This window comes from Stenotrophomonas maltophilia group sp. Smal32 (genome assembly GCF_030237085.1).
In the GTDB taxonomy this organism is placed as follows: Bacteria; Pseudomonadota; Gammaproteobacteria; order Xanthomonadales; family Xanthomonadaceae; genus Stenotrophomonas; species Stenotrophomonas maltophilia_Q.
This window is the reverse complement of the sequence record NZ_JASJSI010000036.1, coordinates 1-24,452: the sequence shown is the minus strand read 5'-3', so window position 1 is coordinate 24,452 and position 24,452 is coordinate 1. Positions and strand designations below refer to the sequence as shown.

Sequence of the window (24,452 nt, the reverse complement as noted above, 5' to 3'; positions counted from 1 at the left end):
CATGCGTAAAGACCCTGTCGAATGGATCCTGCGCGGCCTGTACTCGGTCGTGCTCTACATCCTGCTGCCGATCACCGTGTACCACCTGGTCTGGCGCGGCTTCCGGGTCCGTGAATACTTCCGGCGCTGGGACGAGCGCTATGCCTCCTATCCGCAGCCCACCGGCCAACCGCGGGTCTGGCTGCACGCGGTCTCGGTGGGCGAAGTCAATGCCGCTGCGCCGCTGGTGAACGCGCTGCGCAAGGAGCGGCCGGACATCCGCTGGGTCATCACCACCATCACCCCGACCGGCTCCGAGCGCGTGCGTGCGCTGTGGGGCGATGCACTGGACCACGTCTACCTGCCGTACGACGTGCCCGGCAGCGTCAACCGCTTCCTCGGCCATTTCCAGCCCAGCCTGGCGCTGATCCTGGAAACCGAGCTGTGGCCGAACATGCTGTTCGGTTGCCGTGACCGTGGCATTCCGGTCTACATTCTCAACGCGCGCCTGTCGGCGCGTTCGCTGCGGGGCTACCGGCTGCTGGCGGCGTTGATCCGCCGTGCGCTGCGCACGGTCACCTGCGTGGCCGCGCAGTCGCAGGACGATGCCGACCGTTTCGTGCAGCTGGGCGCTGCGCCCGAGCAGGTACAGGCGCTGGGCAACCTGAAGTTCGACATCACCACGCCGGACGTGCAGGGCTTCGTCGAGCAGTTCCACGCCCGCGTGCCGGCGCGGCGGCCGGTGTGGATCGCCGCCAGTACCCATGATGGTGAAGAACAGGCGGTGATCGATCTGCACCGGCGCCTGCGCCAGCAGCACCCCGACCTGTTGTTGCTGTGGGCGCCGCGGCACCCCGAGCGCTTCCCGAAGGTGGAGGCACTGGCACGGGAACAGGGTTGGAACGTGGCAACCCGGCGCGCGAAGCAGTGGCCGGAGGTTGAAACCGATGTGTTCGTCATCGATACCCTCGGCGAGCTGATGCCGTTCTATGCCTGCGCTCAGGTGGCGTTTGTCGGTGGCAGCCTGCAGCCGATCGGTGGCCACAACCTGCTGGAGCCGGCGGCGATGGGCACCGCTGCGGTGACTGGCCCGCACCTGCACAACTTCTCGGAAATTTCCCGGCGCATGCGCGAGGCTGGCGCGCTGTTGATCGGCGAAGACGTGCAGGCGGTCGGTGAACTGCTGCAGCACCTGCTCGAAGACCCGCAGGCGCGCGAGGACATGGCGCGGGCAGGCTGCACGCTGATCAGCAATGGACGCGGCGCCCTGCAGCGTACGCTGGCGCTGGTCGGACCGCACCTGCCGCCACCTTGCCGCTGAGTTCGAAGGGCCGGCGCGTGCGACGCGACTGTCGTGAAAGACCGCGTCAATTCTGCTTGACGACCGGGAACCTGTCGTAGCTGGACCGGGAGGTTCGTTGCCAACGTGCCTGCCGTCACATCGTGGTGCGCAGGGCGCATATTCCGATACCGCCTCCCGGCACAGGCTGTCAGTCTGCTGTCGACCGCGCTTGGCGGATATCAAGGGAACTTGCGATGGACCGCGACAGCCGCCCTGACGGCATTGATGCGCCCGGGTACGGCGATCGCCTTGTAGTGGTGGCACTGACCTTGCTGCTGGGAGGCAGCGTGGTCGCGCTGGTCGGCCAGCACACCGCAGCCCAGGCCGGCCCGGCCATCGTCCTGAGCCTGCTGCTGGCTGCGCTGGGCATGGGGCCGCTGCTGTACTGCCTGCACGTTCAGAACCAGCAATGGCCCGCTGCCGACGGCCTGTATGGCGTGTTGCGGGATCGTTTGGGAAGCGTGCCGGCCGTTCTGCTCGGTGGTGCGCTGCTGCTGGAACTGGTGCTGACTACCGCTGGCGTGGCGCAGTCGATCGCCAGCCATCTGCATGCGCTGCTGGCCGGTTCTGGAATCGAGACCCGCAACGGGATGCCGGATCAACTGATGGCTGCTGCCAGCCTGCTGCTGCTTGCAGTGGTCGGATTGCTGCGGCCACACCGTGTGGTGCTGGTTGCCGGTGTGCTGCTGACGGTGAAGATCGGCGTCGGCCTGCTGTTGCTGGTGCTGGCAGCCCGCCATGTGCACTACGCGTACTGGATTCCATGGCTGCCGCCGGCAACGGCACCCTATCGCTTCGGGATCGGCGGTGTACTGGCGGCGAGCGTGCCGCTGTCCGGTGTGTTCGCCACCGTTGGCCTGGTGCTGGGATTCCCTGGCATCGGCAGGCAGGCGAGGGCACGGACGCCGCGGCTGCTGGTGTGCGTGCTGCTGGCCATGGTGCTGCTGATCGTACTGGCCGCGTTGCAGGCTGGCCTGGTCGAATTTCCGTCCTTGGCCAGCACGCGGCCTTTGTCGGTGGCCCTGCAGCATCACCCGGAGCTGTACTGGATGATGCCCTTGCTGCCGCTGGCGGGAGTGGCGGGGTTGGTGGCGCTCGTTCTGGTGCTGCTGATGTTGGCTGCGCGGCTGGCGATACAGCTGTGGCCGACGGAAGGTGACGAATCCCTGGAATTCCGGGAGAGGCTGGTGCCGGTTGCCGTCGTCCTGTCGGCGGCATTGCTGGCGTTGTGGGCGCCAATGGGCAGCCTGCCGGTATTGCCTGGCCCGGCAACCCTGTTGGTGATGGGGGCCGTGTGCCTGGCCGTGCTGCGTGGACAGGTACCGCGGTCACGCGCCCTGCCGGTGCTGGCGCCCGTCGCCATCGCACTGTGTCTGCTGGCCGCAGTCGAACGGATGCGGGTCTGGCCCGGCTGACGGTCGCTGGATGTATGCTTGCTTCCGTACGCGCGACCCAAAAAAAAGCCACCCTCGCGGGTGGCTTCTTCGTGACCGGCAGGCTGACGACTCAGTGCGTGGTCGTTGCCGGGTTGCCCGCGTCCTGGGTCAGCAGGCGGTTGACGTCCTGCAGCTCGGCCACGTCCAGCGCACCCAGCGACTGGCTCAGCAGCAGGCGGTTCTGCAGGAAGGTGTAACGAGCCTGGGCATAGTCCAGCTGCGCCGAGAACAGGATGCGCTGGTTCTGGATCACGTCCAGCACGGTACGGGTACCTACTTCCAGGCCGACCTGCGACGCGTCGTACGCGCTCTGCGCCGAGACCACCGCCAGGCGGCGGGCTTCCACTTCGCTGATGCCCTGCACCAGGGTCTGGTAGGCATTGCGGGTGTTGCGGTCCAGGGCACGCTTCTGCTGCTCGTAGCCGTCCTGGGCGATGTCACGCTGGGCCAGCGCCTGGCGAACGTTGGACTGGGTGGCACCGCCGGCGAAGATCGGCACGTTCAGGGTCAGGCCGATGCTGTTGGTGCGGGCATCGGGGGACAGCGAGCCGGAGCCGGTGCTGTCGCCCCAGGTCGCGGTCTTGCCCCAGCTGCCACCCAGCGACAGGGTCGGGTAGTGGCCACCACGCGCGGCCTGCACGCCGGCTTCGGCGGCGCTGACCTTCAGTTCCTGCGCCTTCAGCGCCGGATTCTGGGTGGTGGCCTGGTGCACCAGCTCGTCGATGTTGCCGCGGTTGGCCGGCACTTCCGGGCGGAAGTCCGCCGGCAGGCCACGCAGGTTGACCACCGGCTGGCCGGTCAGTTCGGTCAGGGCCTGGTAGTTATCGGCCAGGGTGTTCTGCGCAACGATGGTGTTGGCGCGCGCCTGGTCGTACTGGGCGCGGGCTTCGTGCACGTCGGTGATCGGCGCCAGGCCCACTTCCAGGCGCTTGTCGGCGAAGTCGAACTGCTTCTTCGCGGCCGCTTCATTGGTCTGTGCGGCATTCAGCGATTCGATCGCCACCAGCACGTTGAAGTAGGCCGCCGAGGTGCGCACGATCAGGCTGTCGTTGGCCGATTCGAGGGTGAAGTCCGCCGCCTTGCTCAGCTCACGCTGCGAACGCAGGTTGTTGATCTGGCTCCAGTTGAACAGCGTCTGGCTGCCATCGATCGTGTAATTGCGGCGCTTGTTGGTGAACGAGCCGGAGTTGATGTCGGCGTTCGGCTCGCTGCGCGTGCGGTTCAGCGTGGCCTGGCCGTTGATCTGCGGCAGCAGGGCGGCGCGCGCCTGCACGGCGCCTTCCTTGTCGACCAGCCGGGTCGATTCGGCGGCGGACAGCTGCGGATCGCCGTTGCGCGCCATTTCGTAGACCTGCAGCAGGTCGGCGGCATGGGCGGACAACGGCAGCAGAGCAGTGGCCAGCGCAACAGCGAGGGATCGGCGGATCATTGCGGCTTCCTTGGACTCAGAGGTGGAACTGGGGTGCCGGGGCGGCACCACGCAGGTAATCGATATCGGTCTCGAACAGGGACTCGGTGCTGCCGTCGGCCTTGACCAGCAGGGCCTCCATCGCCGGCGAGCGGCCGTGGATCACGAACAGGCGACCACCCGGACGCAGCCACGAGGCGAACTGTGACGGCACCACGTCGACGGCACCAGTGACACAGATCACGTCAAAGCGGCGTTCGGTCTGCCAGGACAGGGCGTCGGCCACTTCCACGCGGACGTTGGTGCCCAGGCCGGAGGCGTCCAGGCGGGAACGCGCGGCGGCGGCCAGATCCGGGTCGATCTCCAGGCTCAGCACGTCGCGCGCCAGCGCGCCGATGCAGGCGGACAGGAAGCCGCTGCCGGTGCCGATTTCCAGCACTTCGTCACCCGGCTGCAGATCCAGTGCCTGCAGGGTACGGCCCTCGATGACCGGCTTCATCATCTTCTGGCCATGGCCGATCGGAAGTTCGACATCGGCGTAGGCCAGCGCCCGGTGTGCATCGGCGACAAAGGCCTCGCGCGGCAGGCGGGCCAGGACGTCGAGCACCTTGATGTCCAGCACGTCCCAGGGACGGATCTGCTGTTCCACCATCAGTTCGCGGGCGTGGGCGTAATCAATCGTCATGAGGTTCAAATCCAGCGCAGTGGGCCGGCCATTTTACCGGTGCCGGAGGCCGGCGGCGCGCCCAGAGCATCAGCTGCCGGGTGGCCGGGGTCGCAGTGCCGGAAGTCATCGCGACCTCCGGTTCGTTCAGTTTTGGTTATTCAGCCGTCGCGGCCCCCCGCGGCGCATAGGCGCGCAGGAAGAAGTCGATGCTGGCGGTCACATGGGCAAGAGGGTCGCACTCCACCGGTGACAGTGGCATGCCGCACATCATATGCATGTGCACTTCGCCCTTGACCAGGGTCAGGAACTGCTGGCCGGCCAGGTAGTAGTCGGGGATCGCCAGCTCACCGCGTTCGCCGCGGGCGCGCAGGAAGTCGGCCAGGGCCTCGCAGGTGCGTTCCGGACCGGCCTGCCAGAACAGCTCGCGCAGGCGTTCGTCGGTCTCCGGCGCCATCATCATGCGCTGGATCGAGATCGCCGCATCGGAGGTGATCAGCTCGAAGAAGGCCAGGCCGATGCCGATCAGCTGGTCGCGCAGCGGACCGTCCGCGTCGGCCACGAACAGGGCATCGGGCAGCATTTCAATGCACTTGGACTGCACGGCCTCGGAAAACAGGGTTTCCTTGTCGCCGAAGTGGCTGTACACGGTCAGCTTCGAGACGCCGGCCTGGGCGGCAATGGCGTCCATGCTCACGCCGGTATAGCCCTGTTCGATGAACAGTACCTTGGCTGCTTCAAGGATCGCCGCGCGCTTGCCCAGATCCTTGGGGCGCCCGGGTCCGGCGGCCTTGGCAGCAGGCTTGGCCGACGGCTTGCGGGAAGTGGAAGAACTCATCGCAACAATACTAGACCAAGCGGTTCGATATTTATACTATACCGACCGGTTTATTAAATTGGGCCGGCAGTCGCGGCTCCCCCTTGTTGCAACCCTGCGTTTTCAGGACGTTGACCGATGAAGATCGTGCGCTGGATGGGCGGTATGGTGTGGGTGGCTGCGCTGGCAGCCTGTTCGGGACAGGAACAGGCGCCGCAGGCGGCCGTGCCCGTACTGGTGGTTCACCCCGGCGAACAGGCCGGACAGGCGCCGGCGGCGTTCCCGGGCACGGTGCGTGCCCGCCAGGAAAGCCCGCTGTCGTTCCGCGTCGGCGGCAACCTGGTCAAGCGCCATGTCGATGCCGGCCAGCGGGTGAAGAAGGGCGACGTGCTGGCCGAACTGGACGTGGCCGACTTCGCGCTGCAGGCGCGTGCCTCGCAGGCCCAGCTGGCGGCGGCGGAAGCCGATCTGGTGCGTGCCCGTGACGATCTCAAGCGCTACCAGGTGCTGGCCGACCAGCAGCTGGTCAGCCGCTCGCAGCTGGACCAGCAGTCCGCCGCGTTCAAGGCTGCGCAGGGCCAGGCCAATGCGGCCCGTGCCAACCTTGATGTGCTGCGCAACCAGGCCGACTACGCACAGCTGCGCGCACCGGCCGATGGCGTGATCGCCAGCCGCGAAGCCGAAGCCGGGCAGGTGGTGTCCGCCGGGCAGACCATCTTCAACCTGGCCGCCGATGGTGGCCGCGAAGTGCTGATCGACCTGCCCGAAGCCACCATCCGCGACTATGCGGTCGGCCAGCCGGTCGAGGTGGAACTGTGGAACCGCCCGGGCCAGCGCCTGCCGGGGACGATCCGCGAGATCGCTGCCGCCGCCGATCCGCAGGCACGCACCTATGCCACCCGGGTGAGCCTGGCCGCCGATGCGCTGGCCGATGTCGAACTGGGCCAGAGCGCACGCGTCTACAGCAGTGCCGGTCGCCACGGCACCCTGCAGCTGCCGCTGGGCGCGCTGCAGCGCGGCGCCAACGGTGCCGCCAGCGTGTGGGTGGTCGATCCGGCCAACAGCACGCTGAAAGCTGCGTCGGTCACCACCGGTGCCTATGGCAGCGAAACGGTACCGGTGCTGTCCGGCGTTGGCGCCGCTGACTGGGTGGTCGCCGCCGGCGGCCATCTGCTGCGCGCCGGCCAGCCGGTGATCGCGGTGGACCGCCAGAACCGCCCGGTGCTGAAGCCGGCCGCGCCGCCTGCTGCCGCCAAGGCCAAGGAGTAAGCCGGTGCGCCGCTTCAATCTTTCCGAGTGGGCGCTGGCCAATCGCCCGCTGGTGCTGTTTGCGATGCTCGCCTTCGCCCTGATCGGTGCATGGTCGTACAAGCATCTGGGCCAGTCCGAAGACCCGCCGTTCACCTTCAAGGCGATGGTGGTGCGCACGCTGTGGCCGGGCGCCACCGCCGAGCAGGTCTCGCGGCAGGTGACCGAGCCGATCGAGAAGGCGCTGATGAACACCGGCGAGTACGAGTTCATCCGCTCGTATTCGCGCCCGGGCGAATCGCAGGTCATCTTCATGGCCCGCGACAGCCTGCGTTCCAAGCAGATTCCGGACCTGTGGTACCAGGTGCGCAAGCGCGTGGGCGACATCCGCGCGACGCTGCCGCGCGAGATCGTCGGCCCGTTCTTCAACGACGAGTTCGGCGACACCTACGGCAACATCTATGCGTTGACCGGCAAGGGCTTCGACTATGCGGTGATGCGTGACTACGCCGACCGCATCCAATTGGAACTGCAGCGCGTACCCGACGTCGGCAAGATCGACCTGGTCGGCCTGCAGGACGAGAAGGTCTGGATCGAGTTGTCCAACACCCGGCTGGCCACGCTGGGCGTGTCGATGCAACAGGTGCAGCAGGCGCTGGCCGACCAGAATGCGGTAAGCGGTACCAGCTTCTTCGAGACCGCCACCGATCGCGTGCAGCTGCGCGTGACCGGCCAGTTCAACGACATCGAAGCGATCCGCCAGTTCCCGATCCGCGCCGGTGACCGCACCGTGCACCTGGGCGACATCGCCGAGGTCAAGCGTGGCTTTGCCGATCCGGCGTCGCCGAAGATGCGCTTCATGGGTGAAGAGGCGATCGGCCTGGCGGTGGCGATGAAGGATGGCGGCGACATCCTCAAGCTCGGCGCCAACCTGGATGCCGACTTCGAGCGCCTGCAGAAGACCCTGCCGGCCGGCATGCAGCTGCGCAAGGTGTCCGACCAGCCGCAGTCGGTGGAAGAGTCTGTCGGCGAGTTCGTGCAGGTGCTGACCGAGGCGGTGGTGATCGTGCTGCTGGTCAGCTTCTTCTCGCTGGGCCTGCGCACCGGCCTGGTGGTGGGCGTGACCATCCCGCTGGTGCTGGCGATGACGTTCTTCGTCATGCACTACTTCGACATCGGCCTGCACAAGATCTCGCTGGGTGCGCTGGTGCTGGCGCTGGGCCTGCTGGTGGACGATGCGATCATTGCGGTGGAGATGATGGCCACCAAGATGGAGCAGGGCTATGACCGCCTGCGCGCGGCCAGTTTCGCCTGGGAGTCGACCGCGTTCCCGATGCTGACCGGTACCCTGATCACCGCGGCCGGCTTCCTGCCGATCGCCACTGCGGCCTCGAGCACCGGCGAATACACCCGCTCGCTGTTCCAGGTGGTGACCATCGCGCTGGTGGTGTCGTGGATCGCAGCGGTGCTGTTCATCCCGTACCTGGGCGACAAGATGCTGCCGGACCTGTTCAATCCGCGGCCGCCGAAGCCGGGCAGCCTGCCTGCGCGCTGGCACGCCAAGCGCCAGCAGTGGGCCGACCGTTACCCGGCGCTGGCCAACCTGATCGCGCCGCCGCAGCACGGGCATGACCATGATCCGTACCAGCGCCCGTTCTACCGCAGCTTCCGTCGCTTCCTGGATACCTGCCTGCGCCGACGCTGGTGGGTGATCGCCGCGACCATCGCGTTGTTCATCGGTTCGCTGATGCTGTTCCGCTTCGTGCCACAGCAGTTCTTCCCGGATTCGACCCGGCCGGAACTGATGGTGGACATCGAGCTGGCCGAGGGCGCGTCGCTGCGTTCGACCCAGGCCCAGGCCGAGAAGCTGGAGAAACTGCTGTCCAGCCGCGAGGGCATCGCCAACTACGTGTCCTACGTGGGCACCGGTTCGCCGCGCTTCTACCTGCCACTGGACCAGCAGCTGCCGGCAACCAATTTCGCCCAGTTCGTGGTGCTGGCCAAGGACATCAAGTCGCGAGAGAGCACCCGCGACTGGCTGCTGCATGAGGTGATCCCGAAGTTCCCGGACGTGCAGATGCGCGTGACCCGCCTGGAGAACGGCCCGCCGGTCGGCTATCCGGTGCAGATGCGCATTTCCGGTGAGCACATCGAGAAGGTGCAGGCGATCGCACGCCAGGTCGAAGCCAAGGTGCGCGGGAACCCGCACGTGATGAACGTCAACCTGGACTGGAGCGAGCCGAGCAAGGTGGTGCGGCTGGTGATCGACCAGGAGCGCGCCCGCGCGCTGGGCGTGAGCAGCGCCCAGGTCAGCCAGTTCCTGTCCAGTTCGCTGGCCGGGCAGTCGGTGAGCGTGTACCGCGAAGGGAACCGCCAGATCGAGATGCTGCTGCGTGGTCCGGCCGATGAGCGCAACCAGCTTGAGCTGCTGTCGAGCCTGTCGATGCCCACCGCCAACGGCGGCAGCATCACGCTGTCGCAGGTGGCGACGATGGAGTACGGCTTCGAGGACGGCATCATCTGGCACCGCAACCGCCTGCCGACGGTCACCGTGCGTGCCGACATCAGCGATGGCATGCAGCCGCTGGACGTGGTGCACCAGATCCTGCCGACGCTGGACGGCATCCGTGCGGAGCTGCCCAGCGGCTACCTGCTGGAGACCGGAGGTACGGTGGAGGATTCGGCCCGCGGCCAGAACTCGATCAAGGCCGGCATGCCGCTGTTCCTGGTGGTGGTGGCCACGTTGCTGATGCTGCAGCTGCGCAGCTTCTCGCGCGCGGCGATGGTGCTGGTGACCGCGCCGCTGGGCATCATCGGCGCGACATTGTTCCTGCTGCTGTTCCGCGCGCCGTTCGGCTTCGTGGCACTGCTGGGTACGATTGCGCTGGCCGGCATGATCATGCGCAACTCGGTGATCCTGATCGACCAGATCCAGCAGGACATCGATGCGGGCCATGACCGCTGGCATTCGATCATCGACGCCACGGTGCGCCGCTTCCGCCCGATCGTGCTGACCGCGCTGGCAGCGGTGCTGGCGATGATTCCGCTGTCGCGCAGTGCGTTCTACGGCTCGATGGCGATCTCGATCATGGGCGGCCTGATCGTCGGCACGGTGCTGACCCTGGTGTTCCTGCCGGCCCTGTACGCGGCGTGGTTCCGGGTCAAGCCGGACGAATCCGGGGCGTAACACCCCGGGTTCTACGGCCACCGCCTCTGGTAGGTGCCAACCTGGGTTGGCACTGCGCTTTGCATCCACGCATGGCGCGGAGTGATCTGCTCGCGGGATCTGCTTTCTGTAGAGCCGAGCCATGCTCGGCTGCTCTTCGCATGATGGTGGGATGAGTCGAGCATGGCTCGACGCTACAGAAGCATCCACGCATGGCGTGGAGTGATCTGATCGCGGGATCTGCTTTCTGTAGAGCCGAGCCATGCTCGGCTGCTCTTCGCACGATGATGGAATGAGTCGAGCATGGCTCGACTCTACAGAAGCATCCACGCATGGCGTGGAGTGATCTGATCGCGGGATCTGCTTTCTGTAGAGCCGAGCCATGCTCGGCTGCTCTTCGCATGATGGTGGGATGAGTCGAGCATGGCTCGACGCTACAGAAGCATCCACGCATGGCGTGGATCTACCGCAATCGCAGGCCGTTTCGAAGCACCGGCAGCAGCCATTCGATGAACACCTGTACACGTTGTGCGCGGTGCTGCCGATGCGGCAGCAGCAGGGTCACCGGCAGCGGTTGTGCCACGTACTGCGGCATCACTTCCACCAGTTCGCCGGATTGCAGTTCCGCCTGCACGTCGTAGCGCGGAATCTGCAGCAACCCCAGCCCGGCCACGCAGCACGCGATCGACGCTTCTGCGCTGTTCACCCGCACCCAGCCGGGCATCGGCAATGTGCGTAGCTGCGCGCCCTCCTGCCACTCCCACGGTTCCACCCGTGCCGTGGTCGGCGAGGCGTAGTTCACTGCACGGTGCTGCTGCAGGTCGGCAGGCTGCTGCGGCATGCCGTGTTCACGCAGGTACGCCGGCGCGGCGACGTTGACGAAGTCGAGCTGGCCCAGCGTGCGCGCCACCAGACTGGAATCCCCCAGCTGGCCGACACGCAACACCGCATCGCAACCGTCTTCGATCAGGTTCACCGCGCGGTCGGTCATGCCCAGATCCACTTCCACCTGCGGATGGCGCGCGAAGAAATCCGGAAGGGAAGGGGCGATGATTCGGCGGCCGATGCGGCTGGGCACGTCGATCTTCAGCAGGCCCACCGGCTGCGCATCGTCCTGCCGGAACAGCGATTCGGCGTCTTCGACTTCGGCGATCAGGCGCAGGCAGCGCGCATGGAACACGTCGCCATCATGGGTGGTGGACACCCGGCGGGTCGAGCGCTGCAGCAGGCGGGTGCCAAGCCGCTGTTCCAGCTCCGCAATGGCTGCCGAGACGGTGGAGCGGGGCAGGCCGAGCTGGTCGGCAGCGCGGGTGAAGCTGGCGCACTCCACCACCCGGGTGAAGATGCGGAAGCGATCGATCCGGTCCATTGTTCGCTGGCTCTGGAAAGTTAAGTCAATGTGGTGGGCTTTATCCGTATTTTCTGCACGATATCGTCGTCAGGGCAGGGTTGCCACCCCGGGCAGCCCCCTCCCGAGATCGAAGCCATGACCGACCATTCCCTCAAGGGCAAGACCGTGCTGATTGCCGGTGGCGCCAAGAACCTGGGCGGACTGATCGCCCGCGACTTCGCCGCACAAGGCGCCAAGGCCATCGTGGTTCACTACAACAGTGCCGCCACCCACGCCGATGCAGAGGCGACCGTCGCTGCGGTGCAGGCCGCCGGCAGCAAGGCGGTGGCCCTGCAGGGCGACCTGACGTCGGCGGCAGCGATGGAGCGCCTGTTCGCCGATGCCGTGGCCTCGGTTGGCCGTCCCGACATTGCCATCAACACCGTGGGCAAGGTGCTGAAGAAGCCGCTGCTGGAGATCAATGAAGCCGAGTACGACGAGATGAGCGCGGTCAACGCCAAGGCAGCGTTCTTCTTCCTCAAGGAGGCGGGGCGCCACGTCAACGACGGTGGCCGCATCTGCACCCTGGTCACCTCGCTGTTGGGTGCCTACACACCGTTCTACTCCAGCTACGCCGGCACCAAGGCACCGGTCGAGCATTTCACCCGTGCGGCGTCGAAGGAGTTTGGTGAGCGCGGCATCTCGGTGACCGCGATCGGGCCGGGGCCGATGGATACGCCGTTCTTCTACCCGGCCGAGAGTGCCGATGCGCAGGCGTACCACAAGACCGCGGCGGCGCTGTCGGCGTTCACCCGCACCGGCCTGACCGACATCGCCGATATCGTGCCGTGGATCCGCTTCCTGGTGACCGATGGCTGGTGGATGACCGGGCAGACGATTCTGGTCAATGGTGGGTACACCACCAAGTAAGGCAGCCACGCATGGCCTGGCTGCCGGCTACCTGTAGAGTCGAGCGATGCTCGACTGCTGTTGAATGAGCCGAGCATGGCTCGGCTCTACAGGTGTTGCCCGATGGGTCAGCGCAGCTTTGCCAGCACCGCGTCGGTGGCGGCTGCCGTGCTCACCGCCTGGCCCTTGGCGGCCAGGTCGGCGGTGAACACACCGTCGTCCAGCACCGCATGCACCGCCGCTTCCACCGACGCAGCTTCAGCCTCCAGCCCCAGCGAATGGCGCAGCAGCATCGCCGCGCTGAAGATCGTTGCGTACGGATTGGCGATGCCCTTGCCGGCGATGTCCGGTGCCGAACCATGGATCGGCTCGTAGATACCGACCGCACCCGGCTCGCCCAGCGAAGCCGACGGCAGCAGGCCCAGTGATCCGGCCAGCATCGAGGCTTCGTCGGTGAGGATGTCGCCGAACATGTTCTCGGTCACGATCACGTCGTACTCGCGCGGCTTGGCCAGCAGGTGCATGGCCATCGAATCGACAAGCTGGTGCTCCAGCGCAACGTCCGGGAATTCCTCGCGGCCGATGCGCGCGGCCACGTCACGCCACAGGCGCGAGGTCTCCAGCACGTTGGCCTTGTCCACCGAGGTGACCTTGCCGCGACGCTGCTGTGCCAGGCGGAAGGCGCTGCGCAGCACGCGCTCGATCTCGGTCACGGAGTAGCGGCACAGGTCGCTGGCGCTGTCGGCGTCGCGGGTCTTGTCGCCGAAGTAGATGCCGCCGGTCAGCTCGCGCACCACCACGAAGTCCACGCCCTGCAGCAGCTCTGCCTTGATCGGCGAGGCGTGCAGCGCGGCTTCATGGGTGCGCACCGGGCGCAGGTTGGCGTACAGGCCCAGCGCCTTGCGGATCGCCAGCAGACCCTGTTCCGGGCGCACCTTGGCGTTCGGGTCGGACCACTTAGGGCCACCGACCGCGCCCAGCAGTACCGCATTGGCGGCCTGGCAGGCGGCCAGCGTCGAGGCAGGCAGCGGCTCGCCATGGCGGTCGATGGCGATGCCGCCGATATCGTGCTCGCTGAAAGTGAAGGTGTGGTTGAAGCGTTCGGCGACGGACTTCAGGACGGCAACCGCGGCGGCGGCCACTTCCGGGCCGATGCCATCACCGGGCAGGACAACAATTTCAGCGTGCATGCTCACTCTCGTAACGTTCGATTTCAGGGACACGGCCCAACAGATACCCCAACTGGTCGACACCTTCCAGCAGGCAGGTCTGCGAGAAGCCATCCAGCGGGAAGGAATAGACGCGGCCATCCGGGGTGCGCAGTTCGCGCGCGGCCACATCGATGGTCAGCTCATCATCCGGGCGCTGCATCAGCGTCTGTACGTCGGCCTCGTCCAGCACGATCGGCAGCAGGCCGTTCTTCAGCGCGTTGCCGCGGAAGATGTCGGCGATCTCGCTGCTGACGATGGCGCGCAGGCCGAGGTCGGTCAGCGCCCACGGGGCATGCTCGCGCGAAGAACCACAGCCGAAATTGCGGCCCGCCAGCAGGATGCTGCGACCAGCATTGCGAGGCTGGTTGAAGGCGAAGTCGGCCACCGGCGAACCATCGGCCTGCCAGCGCCAGTCATTGAAGGCGTTGCGGCCGAGACCAGCGCGTTCGGTGGTCGACAGGAACCGTGCCGGGATGATCTGGTCGGTGTCGATGTTGGTCTGTGCCAGCACCACGCTGGACGAGGTCAAGGTACGGAAACCGGCCATTACGCTACCTCCTGTGCGAACAGTTCGCGGGTATCGGCAACGTGCCCGTTCACGGCGGCCCACGCCGCGCTCATCGGCGAGGCCAGCAGCGTACGTGAACCGGGGCCTTGGCGGCCCTCGAAATTGCGGTTGCTGGTGCTCACGGCCAGCTGGCCGGGCGCGACCAGATCGCCGTTCATGGCGATGCACATCGAGCAACCGGGCTCGCGCCATTCGGCACCGGCCGCGCGCACGATCTCATGGATGCCTTCGGCCTCGGCCTCGCGCTTGACGATCTCCGAGCCCGGTACCACCAGCATGCGTACCCGCTCGGCGACGCGGCGGCCGCGCAGGACCTGCGCGACTTCGCGCATGTCGCTCAGGCGGCCATTGGTGCACGAACCGACGAACACCACGTCCACCGGCGTACCGGCCAGTGCCTTGCCCGCCTGGAAGTGCATGTAGTCCAGGCCCTTCTGCGCGGCCGCATCGTTGGCGGCGGGAATCGGCGCATCCACCGCGATGGCGGTACCCGGATGCGTGCCCCAGGTCAGGGTCGGGCGGATGTCGGCGGCGTCGATGCGTACTTCGCTGTCGAAGCGTGCGCCGTCATCGCTGCGCAGCTGCTGCCAGCGTGCGACGGCGGCGTCGAACTCGGCACCCTTGGGGCCACGCGGGGTATTGGCCACGAAGTCGAAGGTGACCTGGTCCGGGGCGACCATGCCGGCACGCGCGCCGGCCTCGATCGACATGTTGCACAGGGTCATGCGCTGTTCCATGTCCATCGCTTCGATGGTGCTGCCACGGAACTCGATGACGTGGCCGGTGCCACCGTTGACGCCGATCACGCCGATGATGTGCAGCACCACGTCCTTGGCGCCCACGCCCGGCGCCAGTGGGCCATCGACGGTGATGGCAAAGGTCTTCGCCTTGCGCTGCAGCAGGCACTGCGTGGCCAGCACGTGGCCGACTTCGCTGGTGCCGATGCCGAAGGCCAGCGAACCGAAGGCACCATGGGTGGAGGTGTGGCTGTCGCCGCAGACGATGGTCATGCCCGGCTGCGTGAAGCCCTGTTCCGGCGCGATCACGTGGACGATGCCGCGGTTGTCCGAAGCCATGTCGAACAGCTCGATGCCGTGCTCGGCGCAGTTGCGTGCCAGCGTGGCGACCTGTTCCTCGGAGGCGGCGCTGGCATAGGGCAGCGTGCCGTCGGCACCGGCCGGCAGAGTCGGGGTGGAATGGTCCATCGTTGCCTTGGTGCGGTCCGGCCGGCGCGGCGACAGGCCGCGTTCGCGCAGTTCGGTGAAGGCCTGCGGTGAGGTGACCTCGTGGATCAGGTGCAGGTCGATGTACAGCACGGCGGGGGCGCTGTCGGATTCGGGAACCACCACGTGGGCGTCCCACAGTTTGTCGTACAGGGTGCGGGGTGCGGAAGTCATGCGTGTGCCTGGCAGAAGTACGAAGGTGCGGACATCAGAAAAGATAGCGAAAAGTGTCGAGTCAGCGGCGACGGGCGAGCACCCGCAGCCGCACGTAGTCGGCCAGCGGCTGGCCGGCGGCGTTGCGCGGCAGATCGGCCAGCAGTGCAGCGGCGGCATCGCGCACGGTGGCGCGGACCTCGCTGGGCAGGTCATCCAGCAGCGGCGCGGCGAACACGCGCAACCAGCCGGCCACGCCGGTCGGCAGCGCGGTGGGGCGCGGCGTGCATTCGATCAGCTGCACCTGGAAGCCATGCTGGCGCAGGCGGTCAGCGTAGGCATCGGCCGTCGGGAAGTACCACTGGAAGGCGCTGGCGCCATGGCCGTGAGCCACGCGTGCGGCCTGCAGCGCGGCGATGATCGTGGCCACGTTGCCATGGCCGCCGAACTCGGCGACGAAGCGGCCGCCGGGGCGCAGGGCGCGGCGCACGCCTTCCAGCACCTGGTCGGGATTGCCCATCCAGTGCAGTGCCGCGTTGCTGAATACTGCATCGAACTCGCTGTCGAACGACAGCGCGTGGCCGTCCATCACCTGCGCGTCGACACCGCGTGCGCGGGCGGCGATCACCAGTTCCGGCGAGGCATCCACACCGTGGATGCGTGCACCGTTCAGCGCCAGCTCGGTGCTGAGTACGCCATCGCCACAGCCCAGGTCGAGGATGCGCTCACCGGCGCGCGGATCGAGCAGGCGCGCCACCGCGCCGCCGAGCAGCGGCACGAAGCCGGCATCAATCGCATAGTCCTGGGCGTTCCACTGCTGGCCAGCGGCGCTGGTCGGGGCGGGGGTGTCGAAGGCGCTCATCTCGGCTTCCTCAGGCGGTGGCGGGGGTGGCAACGTCGGTGCTGCTGTGGGCGGCGGCGTGGCGCTGGCGCAGCAGACGGTTGGCAACATCCAGCCAGGCCAGCGCGGAGGCTTCGATGATGTCCTTGCTGGTGCCGGTGCCGTCGTACTCCACGCCCTCGTGGCGCACGCTCAGGTTGGCTTCGCCACGCGCGTCGGCGCCGATGCCGACGCTGTGTACGTGATAGCTGTCCAGCATCAGCTGCACGCCGGTGGCGGCCGACAGTGCGCCGAACAGCGCATCGACCGGGCCGTCGCCCTGTGCGGTTTCGGCCACGCGGTTGCCATCCGGGTCGGACAGTTCAACCAGCGCGTTGGCGCGGCTGCCGACATCGCTGATGGTCATCGACGCCAGGCGGTAGCCCTGTGCGTTGGAACCGCCCTGCATCAGCGTCTGCAGGTCGGCATCGGTGACCACGCGCTGCTGTTCGCACAGGCCCTTGAACTGCTCGAACACCAGCTTCAGTTCATCCTCGTCCAGCCAGAAGCCCAGCGCGCGCAGGCGCGCTTCAACAGCGGCGCGCCCACTGTGGCGGCCCAGCACCATCTGCGAGTCTTCCCAGCCCACGTCTTCCGGACGCATGATTTCGTAGGTGCCGCGGTGGCGCAGCATGCCGTGCTGGTGGATGCCCGATTCGTGGGCGAAGGCATTGGCGCCGACGATCGCCTTGTTGCGCTGTACCGGCATGCCGACCAGGCGCTGCAGCAGCTGCGAGGTGCCGACGATGCGCGGGGTGTTGATCGCACTGTCCTGCTCGTAGAAGGCCTGGCGAACCTTCAGCACCATGGCGATTTCTTCCAGCGAGCAGTTGCCGGCGCGTTCACCGATGCCGTTGATGGTGCACTCGACCTGTCGCGCGCCCCCTTCGATGGCGGCCAGCGAGTTGGCCACGGCCAGGCCCAGGTCGTTGTGGCAGTGCGCGCTGAAGATCACGTTGGCGGCATTGGGCACGTCGGCCACGCCGGCGATGACCTGCTGGAACATCGCGCGGATTTCCTCCGGCGTGGTGAAGCCGACGGTGTCGGGCAGGTTGATGGTGGTGGCGCCGGCGGCGATCGCCACGCGCGAAACTTCGATCAGGTAATCCAGCTCGGTACGGGTGGCATCCTCGGCCGAGAATTCGACGTCGTCGATGTAGGAACGCGCCAGCGCTACGTGCTTGCGTACCGACTCCAGTACCTGCTCGCGGGTCATGCGCAGCTTGTGCTCGCGGTGCAGCGGGCTGGTCGACAGGAACACGTGCAGGCGCGGATTGGCGGCCGCTTCCAGCGCACGTGCGGAAGTTTCGATGTCGGCCTGCAGGCAGCGCGACAGCACCGCCAGGCTCAGGCTCGGGCGGCACAGTTCGCGGCCGATCAGTGCCATCGCCTCGCGGTCGGACTGCGAGCTGGCCGGGAAACCGGTCTCGATGATGTCCACGCCCAGTTCGTCCAGCGCACGCGCCATCACCAGCTTCTGCGGCGGGCTCATGCTGCAGCCGGGGGACTGCTCGCCGTCACGCAGGGTGGTGTCGAAGATGCGGATGCGCGGGGTGGTAATTCGTTCGATGGTGGTCACAGGGAAATCTCCTCGACAGCGGGCGTTGCGGCTTGCAGGTGGGAAGGGGAAGAAGTGGGGGAGGACGGCGCGCTGGCCCTCGCGGGCGAGCGGGGTGTTTCGCTGCGCCGTCGCCGCGGTTTGCGTGGCGGGCGCGGCCGGATGTCGGTAAGCAGGCCGGCCAGCACGCCGGCATCGATGTTGCCGCCGGAGACCACCGCGCACTTGCGGCGGCCGGCGACGCGGCGGCCGGCGGCCAGCGCCAGCGCACCGGCGCCCTCGGCGATGATGTGTTCCTCCAGCGCCAGCCGCACCAGGGTTTCGCGCAGCTCGGCTTCGCGCACGATCACCACATCGTCCAGCAGCGAGGAGCACAGGCGGCGTGTCAGGAAGCCGGGGATCTTCACCCGCACACCGTCGGCCAGCGAGGCGACAGGGGCGATCTCGCGGACATCGCCACGGATCGCGCGCGCCATCGAGTCAACGCCTTCCACCTGTGCACCAACCACGCGCACGCCCTGTGATTTCAGCGCCAACGCAACGCCGGAGGCCAGGCCACCGCCGCCGATCGGTACGATCACCACGTCCGGTGCGTGTGCGGCCAGCTCGATGCCGACCGTGCCCTGGCCGGCGATCACGTCGGCATCATCGAACGCGGACAGGAAGCGGTAGCCGTGGCGCTGCGCCAGCTCGACCGCGAAGGCGTAGGCCTCGTCGTAGCTGTTGCCGTGCTGGCGCACGGTCGCACCCCAATGGGCGACGCCGGCGATCTTGGTGGCGGGCGCGCCATGCGGCATCACCGTGATGGCCGGTACGTCCAGACGATAGGCGGCCCAGGCCACGCCCTGGGCATGGTTGCCGGCCGAGGCGCAGATCACCGGCCGGGTGTCGCCGCGCTCGCGGCCGGCCAGCAGAGCATTCAGTGCGCCGCGCACCTTGTAGGAACCGGTGCGCTGCAGGTTCTCCAGCTTCAGCCAGGTGCCGAAGCGCTCGGCATGGTGCAGTGGAGTGGGCGGCAGGAAGCGGCGCAGGCGGGCCTGCGCGGCCAGGACGTCGGCGACGCTTACGTCGCCGACATCGCTTTCCTGGCTGGCATCAGCGGCCGGCATGGGCCACCAGCGGGGTGCGGTCGACCGCCGCATGCGGGCGCGGGCGGCGAAGAAGACGCCTCCGTACCGGCACCGTGGTCGCTACGGTACGGGTGTTCATGGCGATACTCCTTCCACGGCGGTGACCTGCACGGACACGCAGTCGTAGATCTTCTCGATCTGCCGGCACAGCGTTTCCGCCGGGCGCTGGCCATCGACGACCAGCTGCAGGTGCCAGCGGCCGTCGTCGGCGGCCACCGGCGCACCGCTGATCGCGCGCGGCGCGAAGCCGCGACGCTCGGCCATGCCGATCACGCGCAGCAGCGCGCCTTCGGCCGGGTGCAGCACCAGGTCAAGCCGGTAGTGCATTGGGGGTCTCCTGGCGGGCGTGGGCAGGGTTGCTTTCCAGCATCGTGCTGTTGGCGGTGTTCGGTGGCACCAGCGGCCACACGTTGGCGCGTGCATCGATGGCCACGTGCAGCAGCGCCGGGCCCGGCTCGGCCAGCAGCGCGGCCAGCCCACCCTCGACGTCATCGCGTGCATCGATGCGGGTCGCGGCAATGCCGAACACCTGCGCCAGCGCCACGAAGTCCGGGTTGTCGGACAGGTCGATCTCGCTGTAACGCTCGGCGAAGAACAGCTCCTGCCACTGCCGCACCATGCCCAGCGAACTGTTGTCCAGCAGCACGATCTTCACCGGCAGGCGGCAGCGCGCGATGGTGGCCAGCTCCTGCACGTTCATCATGAAGCTGCCATCACCGGAGACCAGCACCACGGTGCGGTCCGGGCAGGCGAACTGCGCGCCCATCGCGGCCGGCAGGCCGAAGCCCATGGTGCCCAGCGCGCCACTGGTCAGGTGGTTGCGCGGGTGGTTGAAGCGGCAGTGCTGCGCCACCCACATCTGGTGTTGGCCGACATCGCAGGCGATCACCGCATCGGCCGGTGCCAGTTCGCTCAGGCGCTTCAGCAGCGCCGGGGCGTAGATGTGCTGGCCCGGTGCGTCGTAGCGCGCTGCGAAACGATCGCGATGCTGTGCACAGCGCCTGCGCCATGCGTCCTGGTGGGCCTTGGGGGAGGGGAAGGCCGCACGCAGGGCGCGGATGGCATGGCCGACATTGCCAGGCACAGCGACATCGGCGCTGCGCAGCTTGGAGATCTCGTAGGCGTCGGCATCAATGTGGACGACACGGGCGAACGGTGCGAATTCGGCCAGCTTGCCGGTGGCACGATCGTCGAAGCGTGCACCCAGCACCAGCAGCAGGTCGCTTTCCTGCACCGCCATGTTGGCCGCGCGGGTGCCGTGCATGCCCAGCATGCCCAGCGACTGCGGGTGGTTGGCTGGCAGTGCGCCCAGCCCGCGCAGGGTCATCACCGTGGGGATGGCGCTGGCCTCGACGAAATCGCGCAGGTCCTGCACCGCATCGCCAAGCGCGATGCCGCCACCGGCGTAGACCACCGGCTTCTCGGCGGCCGCCAGTGCGGCGATGGCCTCGGCGATGGCGGCCTCGGCCGGCGACGGCGGCGGTTCGACGCTGCTCGGCACGTGCGCTGGCAGATGGCTGGCATCGGCCAACTGCACGTCCTTGGGCAGATCGATCAGCACTGGGCCGGGGCGGCCTTCGCGCGCGATGCGGAAGGCGTCGGCCACCACGCGCGGCAGGTCATCGACGCTGCGCACCAGCCAGCTGTGCTTGACGATCGGCATCGTCAGGCCGAACACATCCAGCTCCTGGAAGGCATCGGTGCCCAGCAGCGGGGTGCCGACCTGGCCGGTGATGCAGACCATCGGCACCGAATCCAGCATCGCGTCGGCAATGCCGGTGACCAGGTTGGAGGCGCCCGGGCCGGAGGTGGCCACGCAGACGCCCACCTGGTTGCTGGCGCGGGCAAAGCCATTGGCGGCCAGCGCCGCGCCCTGCTCATGGCGCACCAGGATGTGCTTCAGCGACGAATCCACCAGCGCGTCATAGAACGGCATGATGGTGCCGCCGGGATAGCCGAACAGTGTACGGACACCCTCGGCCTCCAGCGCCTGGGTCAGCCAGCGCGCGCCGTTGGGCGGCGCGCTGCGGTGTGTGGGAGAGTTCATGGGGGACCTTGCAGAGCGGGTGGGGGAGGCCGCGTGGTTACGCGGCCTGTCCTTGCAACCAGACCATCTTGGCGCGCAGTTCCTTGCCTACCTTCTCGATCGGGTGCTCCAGGTCGGCCTGCTTGAACCTGTTGTAGTTCGGCAGGCCCGCTTCGTACTCGGCCACCCAGTTCTTGGTGAAAGTACCGTCCTGGATGTCCTTCAGCACTTCCTTCATGCGCGCCTTGGTGCCGGCGTCGATCACCCGCGGGCCGCTCACGTAGTCACCGTACTGCGCGGTTTCGGAGATGAATTCCAGCATGCGCGAGATGCCACCTTCGTAGAACAGGTCCACGATCAGCTTCAGCTCGTGCAGCACTTCGTAGTAGGCGATCTCCGGCTGGTAACCGGCTTCGACCAGGGTCTCGAAACCGGCCTGCACCAGCGCCGAAGCGCCGCCGCACAGCACCGCCTGCTCGCCGAACAGATCGGTCTCGGTTTCTTCCTTGAACGTGGTCTGGATCAGGTTGGCGCGGGCACCGCCGAGGCCACCGGCATAGGCCAGGGCGTACTCGGCCGCCTTGCCGCTCTTGTCCTGGTAGACCGCCCAGATGCACGGCACGCCACGGCCGATTTCATACTCGCGGCGCACCAGCGCGCCGGGGCCCTTGGGTGCGACCAGCACCACGTCGAGGTCCTCGCGCGGCTTGATCATGTCGAAGTGCACGTTCAGGCCGTGCGCGAACAGCAGCACCGCACCCTGCTTCATGTTCGGCGCCAGCACGTCGTCGTACAGCTTCTTCTGCACCATGTCCGGGGTCAGCACGGCGACCAGGTCGGCATCCTTCACGGCTTCGGCCGGTGCCTTGACGGTGAAGCCATCGGCCTGCGCCTTGACCTCGGTGGGGCCGCCCGGACGCAGGCCTACCACCACGTCGAAGCCGGATTCGCGCAGGTTCAGCGCGTGGGCGCGGCCCTGGCTGCCGTAGCCGATGACGGCGATCTTGGTCTGGGGCAGGTCGTTGGTGCTCATGGGGGAGGTTCCTTGCGGTGGGAAGAAAAAAGAACGGCCGGTCGTCGAGGTGACGTGCCGGCCGGTCAGGGGAAAGCGGTGGGGGAGGCGCCATGCGTCGCACAGGCACAGCCACCACGAGGCGTCGTGGCGGTGCTGGTCCAGGTTTTGAAGTTGGCGTTGTTCATGGTGGTTGCGTCTGAAACCAGGTCCTGAAATTAAAAAACCCGCACCGGGGCAGGTGCGGGTTTTAATGAGTTCCGGTGTGTTTGTTGCTTACACGCTGGCTCGTCCCGCACCTGTTGGTTGGGTAATAAGTACGAGCACAAGAATCGAACGCTGCGAGGCGGCGCCGGTGTCGGCGGCTTCAATGTGGGTTCGCGGTGGCGTGTTGTGATGCAACATGTGATCGAGAGAAACACAGCCATTTCGGCAGTGTCAACCCTGGCGGCAGATTTTTTCTCGGTTTCCGCTGCATCCAGCGCAATCGCTTGCGGCACAAGGATGGTTGCTGCTGAAAGTGTTTCGGTGAACCCGAATTCACTCCTTTCAGTGCGCTTTTTGCGCGGATTCCGGGCTGTTGTCGCCCTGGTGGATGTGGATCTGGGTCCGCACCCACCGAAAGACCATCGCCCATGACCTCTGCCCGATACCGCGTGAAGGCCACAGCGGCGAAGATCGGGGAACCACCCTTCCATCGGAACCCGACCGTGTCCCGACGCCTTGCCCGTTCCCTGCTCGCCGCCGCCGTGCTCGCCGCGGTGCCTGCACTGTCCTTCGCCGCCGACCGCATCACCGGCCAGACCTTCGCCACCCGTTCGGAGGTGATCGCCCCGCACGCGATGGCCGCGACCTCGCAGCCGCTGGCCACCCAGATCGCGCTGGACGTGATGAAGGGCGGCGGTTCGGCAGTGGACGCGGCGATTGCCGCCAACGCCGCGCTCGGCCTGATGGAACCCACCGGCAACGGCATCGGCGGCGACCTGTTCGCCATCGTCTGGGACCCGAAGACGCAGAAGCTCTATGGCTACAACGGTTCGGGCCGCTCGCCGAAATCGCTGACCCTGGCTGAGCTCCAGCGCCGCGGCCTGAAGGACATCCCGGCCACCGGCCCGCTGCCGGTGTCGGTGCCCGGCGCGGTCGATGGTTGGTTCGCCCTGCACGACCGCTTTGGCCGGAAGCCGATGGCCGACAACCTGGCCCCCGCCATCCGTTACGCCCGCGAAGGGCACCCGGTGGCCGAAGTGATCGCCTACTACTGGGACCGCTCGGTGCCCAAGCTGTCGCAGTACCCAGGCTTCAAGGAACAGTTCACGATCAACGGCCACGCTCCGCGCAAGGGCGAGATGTGGAAGAACCCGAACCTGGCCAGCACTCTGCAGAAGATTGCAGATGGCGGCCGCGATGCCTTCTACAAGGGCGAGATCGCCCACACCATCGGCGATTACTTCAAGGCCAACGGCGGCTACCTGAGCTACCAGGACATGGCTGATCACCATGGCGAGTGGGTCGAACCGGTCAGTAGCAACTACCGTGGCTACGACGTGTGGGAGCTGCCACCGAACAGCCAGGGCATCGCTGCGCTGCAGATTCTCAACGTGCTGGAAGGCTACGACTTTTCAAAGATTCCGTTCGGCTCACCCGAGCATGTGCATCTGTTCGTGGAAGCGAAGAAGCTGGCCTTCGCCGACCGTGCGCGTTTCTACGCTGACATGGCGTTCCAGCCGGCACCGGTGCAGAAACTGATCTCCAAGGAGTACGCGGCTCAGCGTCGCGCGCTGATCTCGATGGACAAGGCCTTGAAGGAAGTACAGCCGGGCACACCGAAGCAGCTGGAGGAGGGCGATACGATCTACATGACCGTGGCCGACGCCGACGGCATGATGGTGTCGCTGATCCAGTCCAACTACCGTGGCATGGGCAGTGGCATGGCGCCGCCGGGGCTGGGCTTCATCCTGCAGGACCGTGGCGAGATGTTCGTGCTGCAGAAGAATCATCCGAACGGTTATGCGCCGGGCAAGCGCCCGTTCCAGACCATCATTCCGGCCTTCATCACCAAGGGTGGCAAGCCGTACGCCAGCTTCGGCGTGATGGGCGGCGCGATGCAGCCGCAGGGCCACGCGCAGATCGTGATGAACCTGGTGGACTTCGGGATGAACCTGCAGGAAGCCGGCGACGCACCGCGCATCCAGCACGAAGGTTCCACCGAGCCGACCGGGCAGGCGATGGCGATGACCGACGGTGGCGAAGTGAATCTGGAAACCGGCTTCCCGTACGAGACGGTGCGCGCGCTGATGCGCAAGGGGCATCGCATCGTGTTTGCCGACGGCCCGTATGGCGGCTACCAGGCGATCATGCGTGATCCTGAGACCGGGGTTTATTACGGTGCTTC

20 protein-coding genes are annotated in these 24,452 nt (G+C 67.0%); 7 read left to right on the top strand and 13 right to left on the bottom strand.

From position 1 onward, the window contains the following. Nucleotide 1: 1 nt before the first annotated feature. Both waaA and QRO91_RS10950 read left to right on the top strand, forming a co-directional pair. Entirely contained in the window at nucleotides 2-1,300 is a 1,299-nt protein-coding gene (gene waaA, locus QRO91_RS10955; protein ID WP_049429073.1) for a lipid IV(A) 3-deoxy-D-manno-octulosonic acid transferase, read from the top strand. 215 nt (nucleotides 1,301-1,515) lie between these two features. Further along, nucleotides 1,516-2,736 (top strand): hypothetical protein, encoded by a 1,221-nt coding sequence (locus QRO91_RS10950; RefSeq protein WP_049429072.1) that lies wholly within the window; start codon nucleotides 1,516-1,518, stop codon nucleotides 2,734-2,736. A gap of 91 nt (nucleotides 2,737-2,827) precedes the next feature. Here QRO91_RS10950 and QRO91_RS10945 read toward each other — a convergent pair whose 3' ends face one another. From QRO91_RS10945 to QRO91_RS10935, 3 genes are all read right to left on the bottom strand, one after another. Then, nucleotides 2,828-4,186 (bottom strand): TolC family outer membrane protein, encoded by a 1,359-nt coding sequence (locus QRO91_RS10945; RefSeq protein ID WP_049429071.1) that lies wholly within the window; start codon nucleotides 4,184-4,186, stop codon nucleotides 2,828-2,830. 16 nt (nucleotides 4,187-4,202) lie between these two features. Next, nucleotides 4,203-4,850 (bottom strand): protein-L-isoaspartate O-methyltransferase, encoded by a 648-nt coding sequence (locus tag QRO91_RS10940; protein ID WP_049429070.1) that lies wholly within the window; start codon nucleotides 4,848-4,850, stop codon nucleotides 4,203-4,205. Nucleotides 4,851-4,986: 136 nt separating this feature from the next. Further along, entirely contained in the window at nucleotides 4,987-5,667 is a 681-nt protein-coding gene (locus QRO91_RS10935; RefSeq protein WP_049429069.1) for a TetR/AcrR family transcriptional regulator, read from the bottom strand. A gap of 117 nt (nucleotides 5,668-5,784) precedes the next feature. Here QRO91_RS10935 and QRO91_RS10930 point away from each other — a divergent pair, with 117 nt between their 5' ends. Together QRO91_RS10930 and QRO91_RS10925 are read left to right on the top strand one after the other, a co-directional pair. Continuing rightward, a complete protein-coding gene (locus tag QRO91_RS10930) occupies nucleotides 5,785-6,915 on the top strand; it encodes an efflux RND transporter periplasmic adaptor subunit (RefSeq protein ID WP_049429068.1) in 1,131 nt (376 codons plus the stop codon). Between the two features lie 4 nt (nucleotides 6,916-6,919). Further along, a complete protein-coding gene (locus tag QRO91_RS10925) occupies nucleotides 6,920-10,081 on the top strand; it encodes an efflux RND transporter permease subunit (protein ID WP_197650678.1) in 3,162 nt (1,053 codons plus the stop codon). Nucleotides 10,082-10,523: 442 nt separating this feature from the next. Here QRO91_RS10925 and QRO91_RS10920 read toward each other — a convergent pair whose 3' ends face one another. After that, entirely contained in the window at nucleotides 10,524-11,429 is a 906-nt protein-coding gene (locus tag QRO91_RS10920; RefSeq protein ID WP_049428501.1) for a LysR family transcriptional regulator, read from the bottom strand. A gap of 117 nt (nucleotides 11,430-11,546) precedes the next feature. On the opposite strand from QRO91_RS10920, the gene QRO91_RS10915 reads away from it, so the two are divergent. Then, nucleotides 11,547-12,320: an SDR family oxidoreductase gene (locus tag QRO91_RS10915; RefSeq protein ID WP_049428498.1), complete on the top strand. Its 774-nt coding sequence runs from the start codon at nucleotides 11,547-11,549 to the stop codon at nucleotides 12,318-12,320. A 107-nt stretch (nucleotides 12,321-12,427) separates the two neighbouring features. Here the strand turns inward: QRO91_RS10915 and leuB are convergent, their stop codons facing one another. From leuB to ilvC, 9 genes are all read right to left on the bottom strand, one after another. After that, on the bottom strand, nucleotides 12,428-13,489 hold the full coding sequence (leuB, locus tag QRO91_RS10910) for a 3-isopropylmalate dehydrogenase (RefSeq protein ID WP_049428497.1): 1,062 nt from the start codon (nucleotides 13,487-13,489) through the stop codon (nucleotides 12,428-12,430). Next, on the bottom strand, nucleotides 13,479-14,057 hold the full coding sequence (leuD, locus tag QRO91_RS10905; RefSeq protein ID WP_049428495.1) for a 3-isopropylmalate dehydratase small subunit: 579 nt from the start codon (nucleotides 14,055-14,057) through the stop codon (nucleotides 13,479-13,481). The genes leuB and leuD overlap by 11 nt, the downstream gene beginning before the upstream one ends. Beyond that, a complete protein-coding gene (gene leuC / locus QRO91_RS10900; RefSeq protein WP_049428493.1) occupies nucleotides 14,057-15,475 on the bottom strand; it encodes a 3-isopropylmalate dehydratase large subunit in 1,419 nt (472 codons plus the stop codon). The genes leuD and leuC overlap by 1 nt, the downstream gene beginning before the upstream one ends. 61 nt (nucleotides 15,476-15,536) lie before the next feature. Then, nucleotides 15,537-16,316, bottom strand: a complete 780-nt coding sequence (locus QRO91_RS10895) for a trans-aconitate 2-methyltransferase (protein WP_049428492.1) — start codon at nucleotides 16,314-16,316, stop codon at nucleotides 15,537-15,539. A 10-nt stretch (nucleotides 16,317-16,326) separates the two neighbouring features. Beyond that, nucleotides 16,327-17,913, bottom strand: a complete 1,587-nt coding sequence (locus QRO91_RS10890; RefSeq protein WP_197650677.1) for a 2-isopropylmalate synthase — start codon at nucleotides 17,911-17,913, stop codon at nucleotides 16,327-16,329. Next, nucleotides 17,910-19,001, bottom strand: coding sequence for a threonine dehydratase (locus QRO91_RS10885; protein WP_049428488.1), 1,092 nt, complete (start codon nucleotides 18,999-19,001; stop codon nucleotides 17,910-17,912). Before QRO91_RS10885 ends, QRO91_RS10890 begins: the two co-directional genes overlap by 4 nt. 96 nt (nucleotides 19,002-19,097) lie before the next feature. Further along, a complete protein-coding gene (locus tag QRO91_RS10880; protein WP_049428486.1) occupies nucleotides 19,098-19,349 on the bottom strand; it encodes an ACT domain-containing protein in 252 nt (83 codons plus the stop codon). Continuing rightward, nucleotides 19,333-21,069 (bottom strand): acetolactate synthase 2 catalytic subunit, encoded by a 1,737-nt coding sequence (ilvG, locus tag QRO91_RS10875; protein WP_049428484.1) that lies wholly within the window; start codon nucleotides 21,067-21,069, stop codon nucleotides 19,333-19,335. Before ilvG ends, QRO91_RS10880 begins: the two co-directional genes overlap by 17 nt. A 37-nt stretch (nucleotides 21,070-21,106) precedes the next feature. After that, nucleotides 21,107-22,081, bottom strand: a complete 975-nt coding sequence (gene ilvC / locus QRO91_RS10870; protein WP_049428481.1) for a ketol-acid reductoisomerase — start codon at nucleotides 22,079-22,081, stop codon at nucleotides 21,107-21,109. A gap of 285 nt (nucleotides 22,082-22,366) precedes the next feature. On the opposite strand from ilvC, the gene QRO91_RS10865 reads away from it, so the two are divergent. Together QRO91_RS10865 and ggt are read left to right on the top strand one after the other, a co-directional pair. Continuing rightward, nucleotides 22,367-22,699, top strand: coding sequence for a hypothetical protein (locus tag QRO91_RS10865; protein ID WP_152906558.1), 333 nt, complete (start codon nucleotides 22,367-22,369; stop codon nucleotides 22,697-22,699). A gap of 71 nt (nucleotides 22,700-22,770) precedes the next feature. Further along, on the top strand, nucleotides 22,771-24,452 hold a 1,682-nt coding region (gene ggt / locus QRO91_RS10860), incomplete at its 3' end, for a gamma-glutamyltransferase (RefSeq protein WP_285310392.1).

What these genes read in the sequence shown, in the direction of transcription:
- ilvC (WP_049428481.1), bottom strand. Translation starts at nt 22,081, where the DNA reads ATGAGCACCAACGACCTGCCCCAGACCAAGATCGCCGTCATCGGCTAC.
- QRO91_RS10895 (WP_049428492.1), bottom strand. Translation starts at nt 16,316, where the DNA reads ATGAGCGCCTTCGACACCCCCGCCCCGACCAGCGCCGCTGGCCAGCAG.
- QRO91_RS10880 (WP_049428486.1), bottom strand. Translation starts at nt 19,349, where the DNA reads ATGCACTACCGGCTTGACCTGGTGCTGCACCCGGCCGAAGGCGCGCTG.
- QRO91_RS10950 (WP_049429072.1), top strand. Translation starts at nt 1,516, where the DNA reads ATGGACCGCGACAGCCGCCCTGACGGCATTGATGCGCCCGGGTACGGC.
- ilvG (WP_049428484.1), bottom strand. Translation starts at nt 21,069, where the DNA reads ATGAACTCTCCCACACACCGCAGCGCGCCGCCCAACGGCGCGCGCTGG.
- QRO91_RS10940 (WP_049429070.1), bottom strand. Translation starts at nt 4,850, where the DNA reads ATGACGATTGATTACGCCCACGCCCGCGAACTGATGGTGGAACAGCAG.
- leuC (WP_049428493.1), bottom strand. Translation starts at nt 15,475, where the DNA reads ATGACTTCCGCACCCCGCACCCTGTACGACAAACTGTGGGACGCCCAC.
- QRO91_RS10915 (WP_049428498.1), top strand. Translation starts at nt 11,547, where the DNA reads ATGACCGACCATTCCCTCAAGGGCAAGACCGTGCTGATTGCCGGTGGC.
- QRO91_RS10945 (WP_049429071.1), bottom strand. Translation starts at nt 4,186, where the DNA reads ATGATCCGCCGATCCCTCGCTGTTGCGCTGGCCACTGCTCTGCTGCCG.
- QRO91_RS10930 (WP_049429068.1), top strand. Translation starts at nt 5,785, where the DNA reads ATGAAGATCGTGCGCTGGATGGGCGGTATGGTGTGGGTGGCTGCGCTG.
- QRO91_RS10920 (WP_049428501.1), bottom strand. Translation starts at nt 11,429, where the DNA reads ATGGACCGGATCGATCGCTTCCGCATCTTCACCCGGGTGGTGGAGTGC.
- leuB (WP_049428497.1), bottom strand. Translation starts at nt 13,489, where the DNA reads ATGCACGCTGAAATTGTTGTCCTGCCCGGTGATGGCATCGGCCCGGAA.
- leuD (WP_049428495.1), bottom strand. Translation starts at nt 14,057, where the DNA reads ATGGCCGGTTTCCGTACCTTGACCTCGTCCAGCGTGGTGCTGGCACAG.
- waaA (WP_049429073.1), top strand. Translation starts at nt 2, where the DNA reads ATGCGTAAAGACCCTGTCGAATGGATCCTGCGCGGCCTGTACTCGGTC.
- QRO91_RS10935 (WP_049429069.1), bottom strand. Translation starts at nt 5,667, where the DNA reads ATGAGTTCTTCCACTTCCCGCAAGCCGTCGGCCAAGCCTGCTGCCAAG.
- QRO91_RS10885 (WP_049428488.1), bottom strand. Translation starts at nt 19,001, where the DNA reads ATGCCGGCCGCTGATGCCAGCCAGGAAAGCGATGTCGGCGACGTAAGC.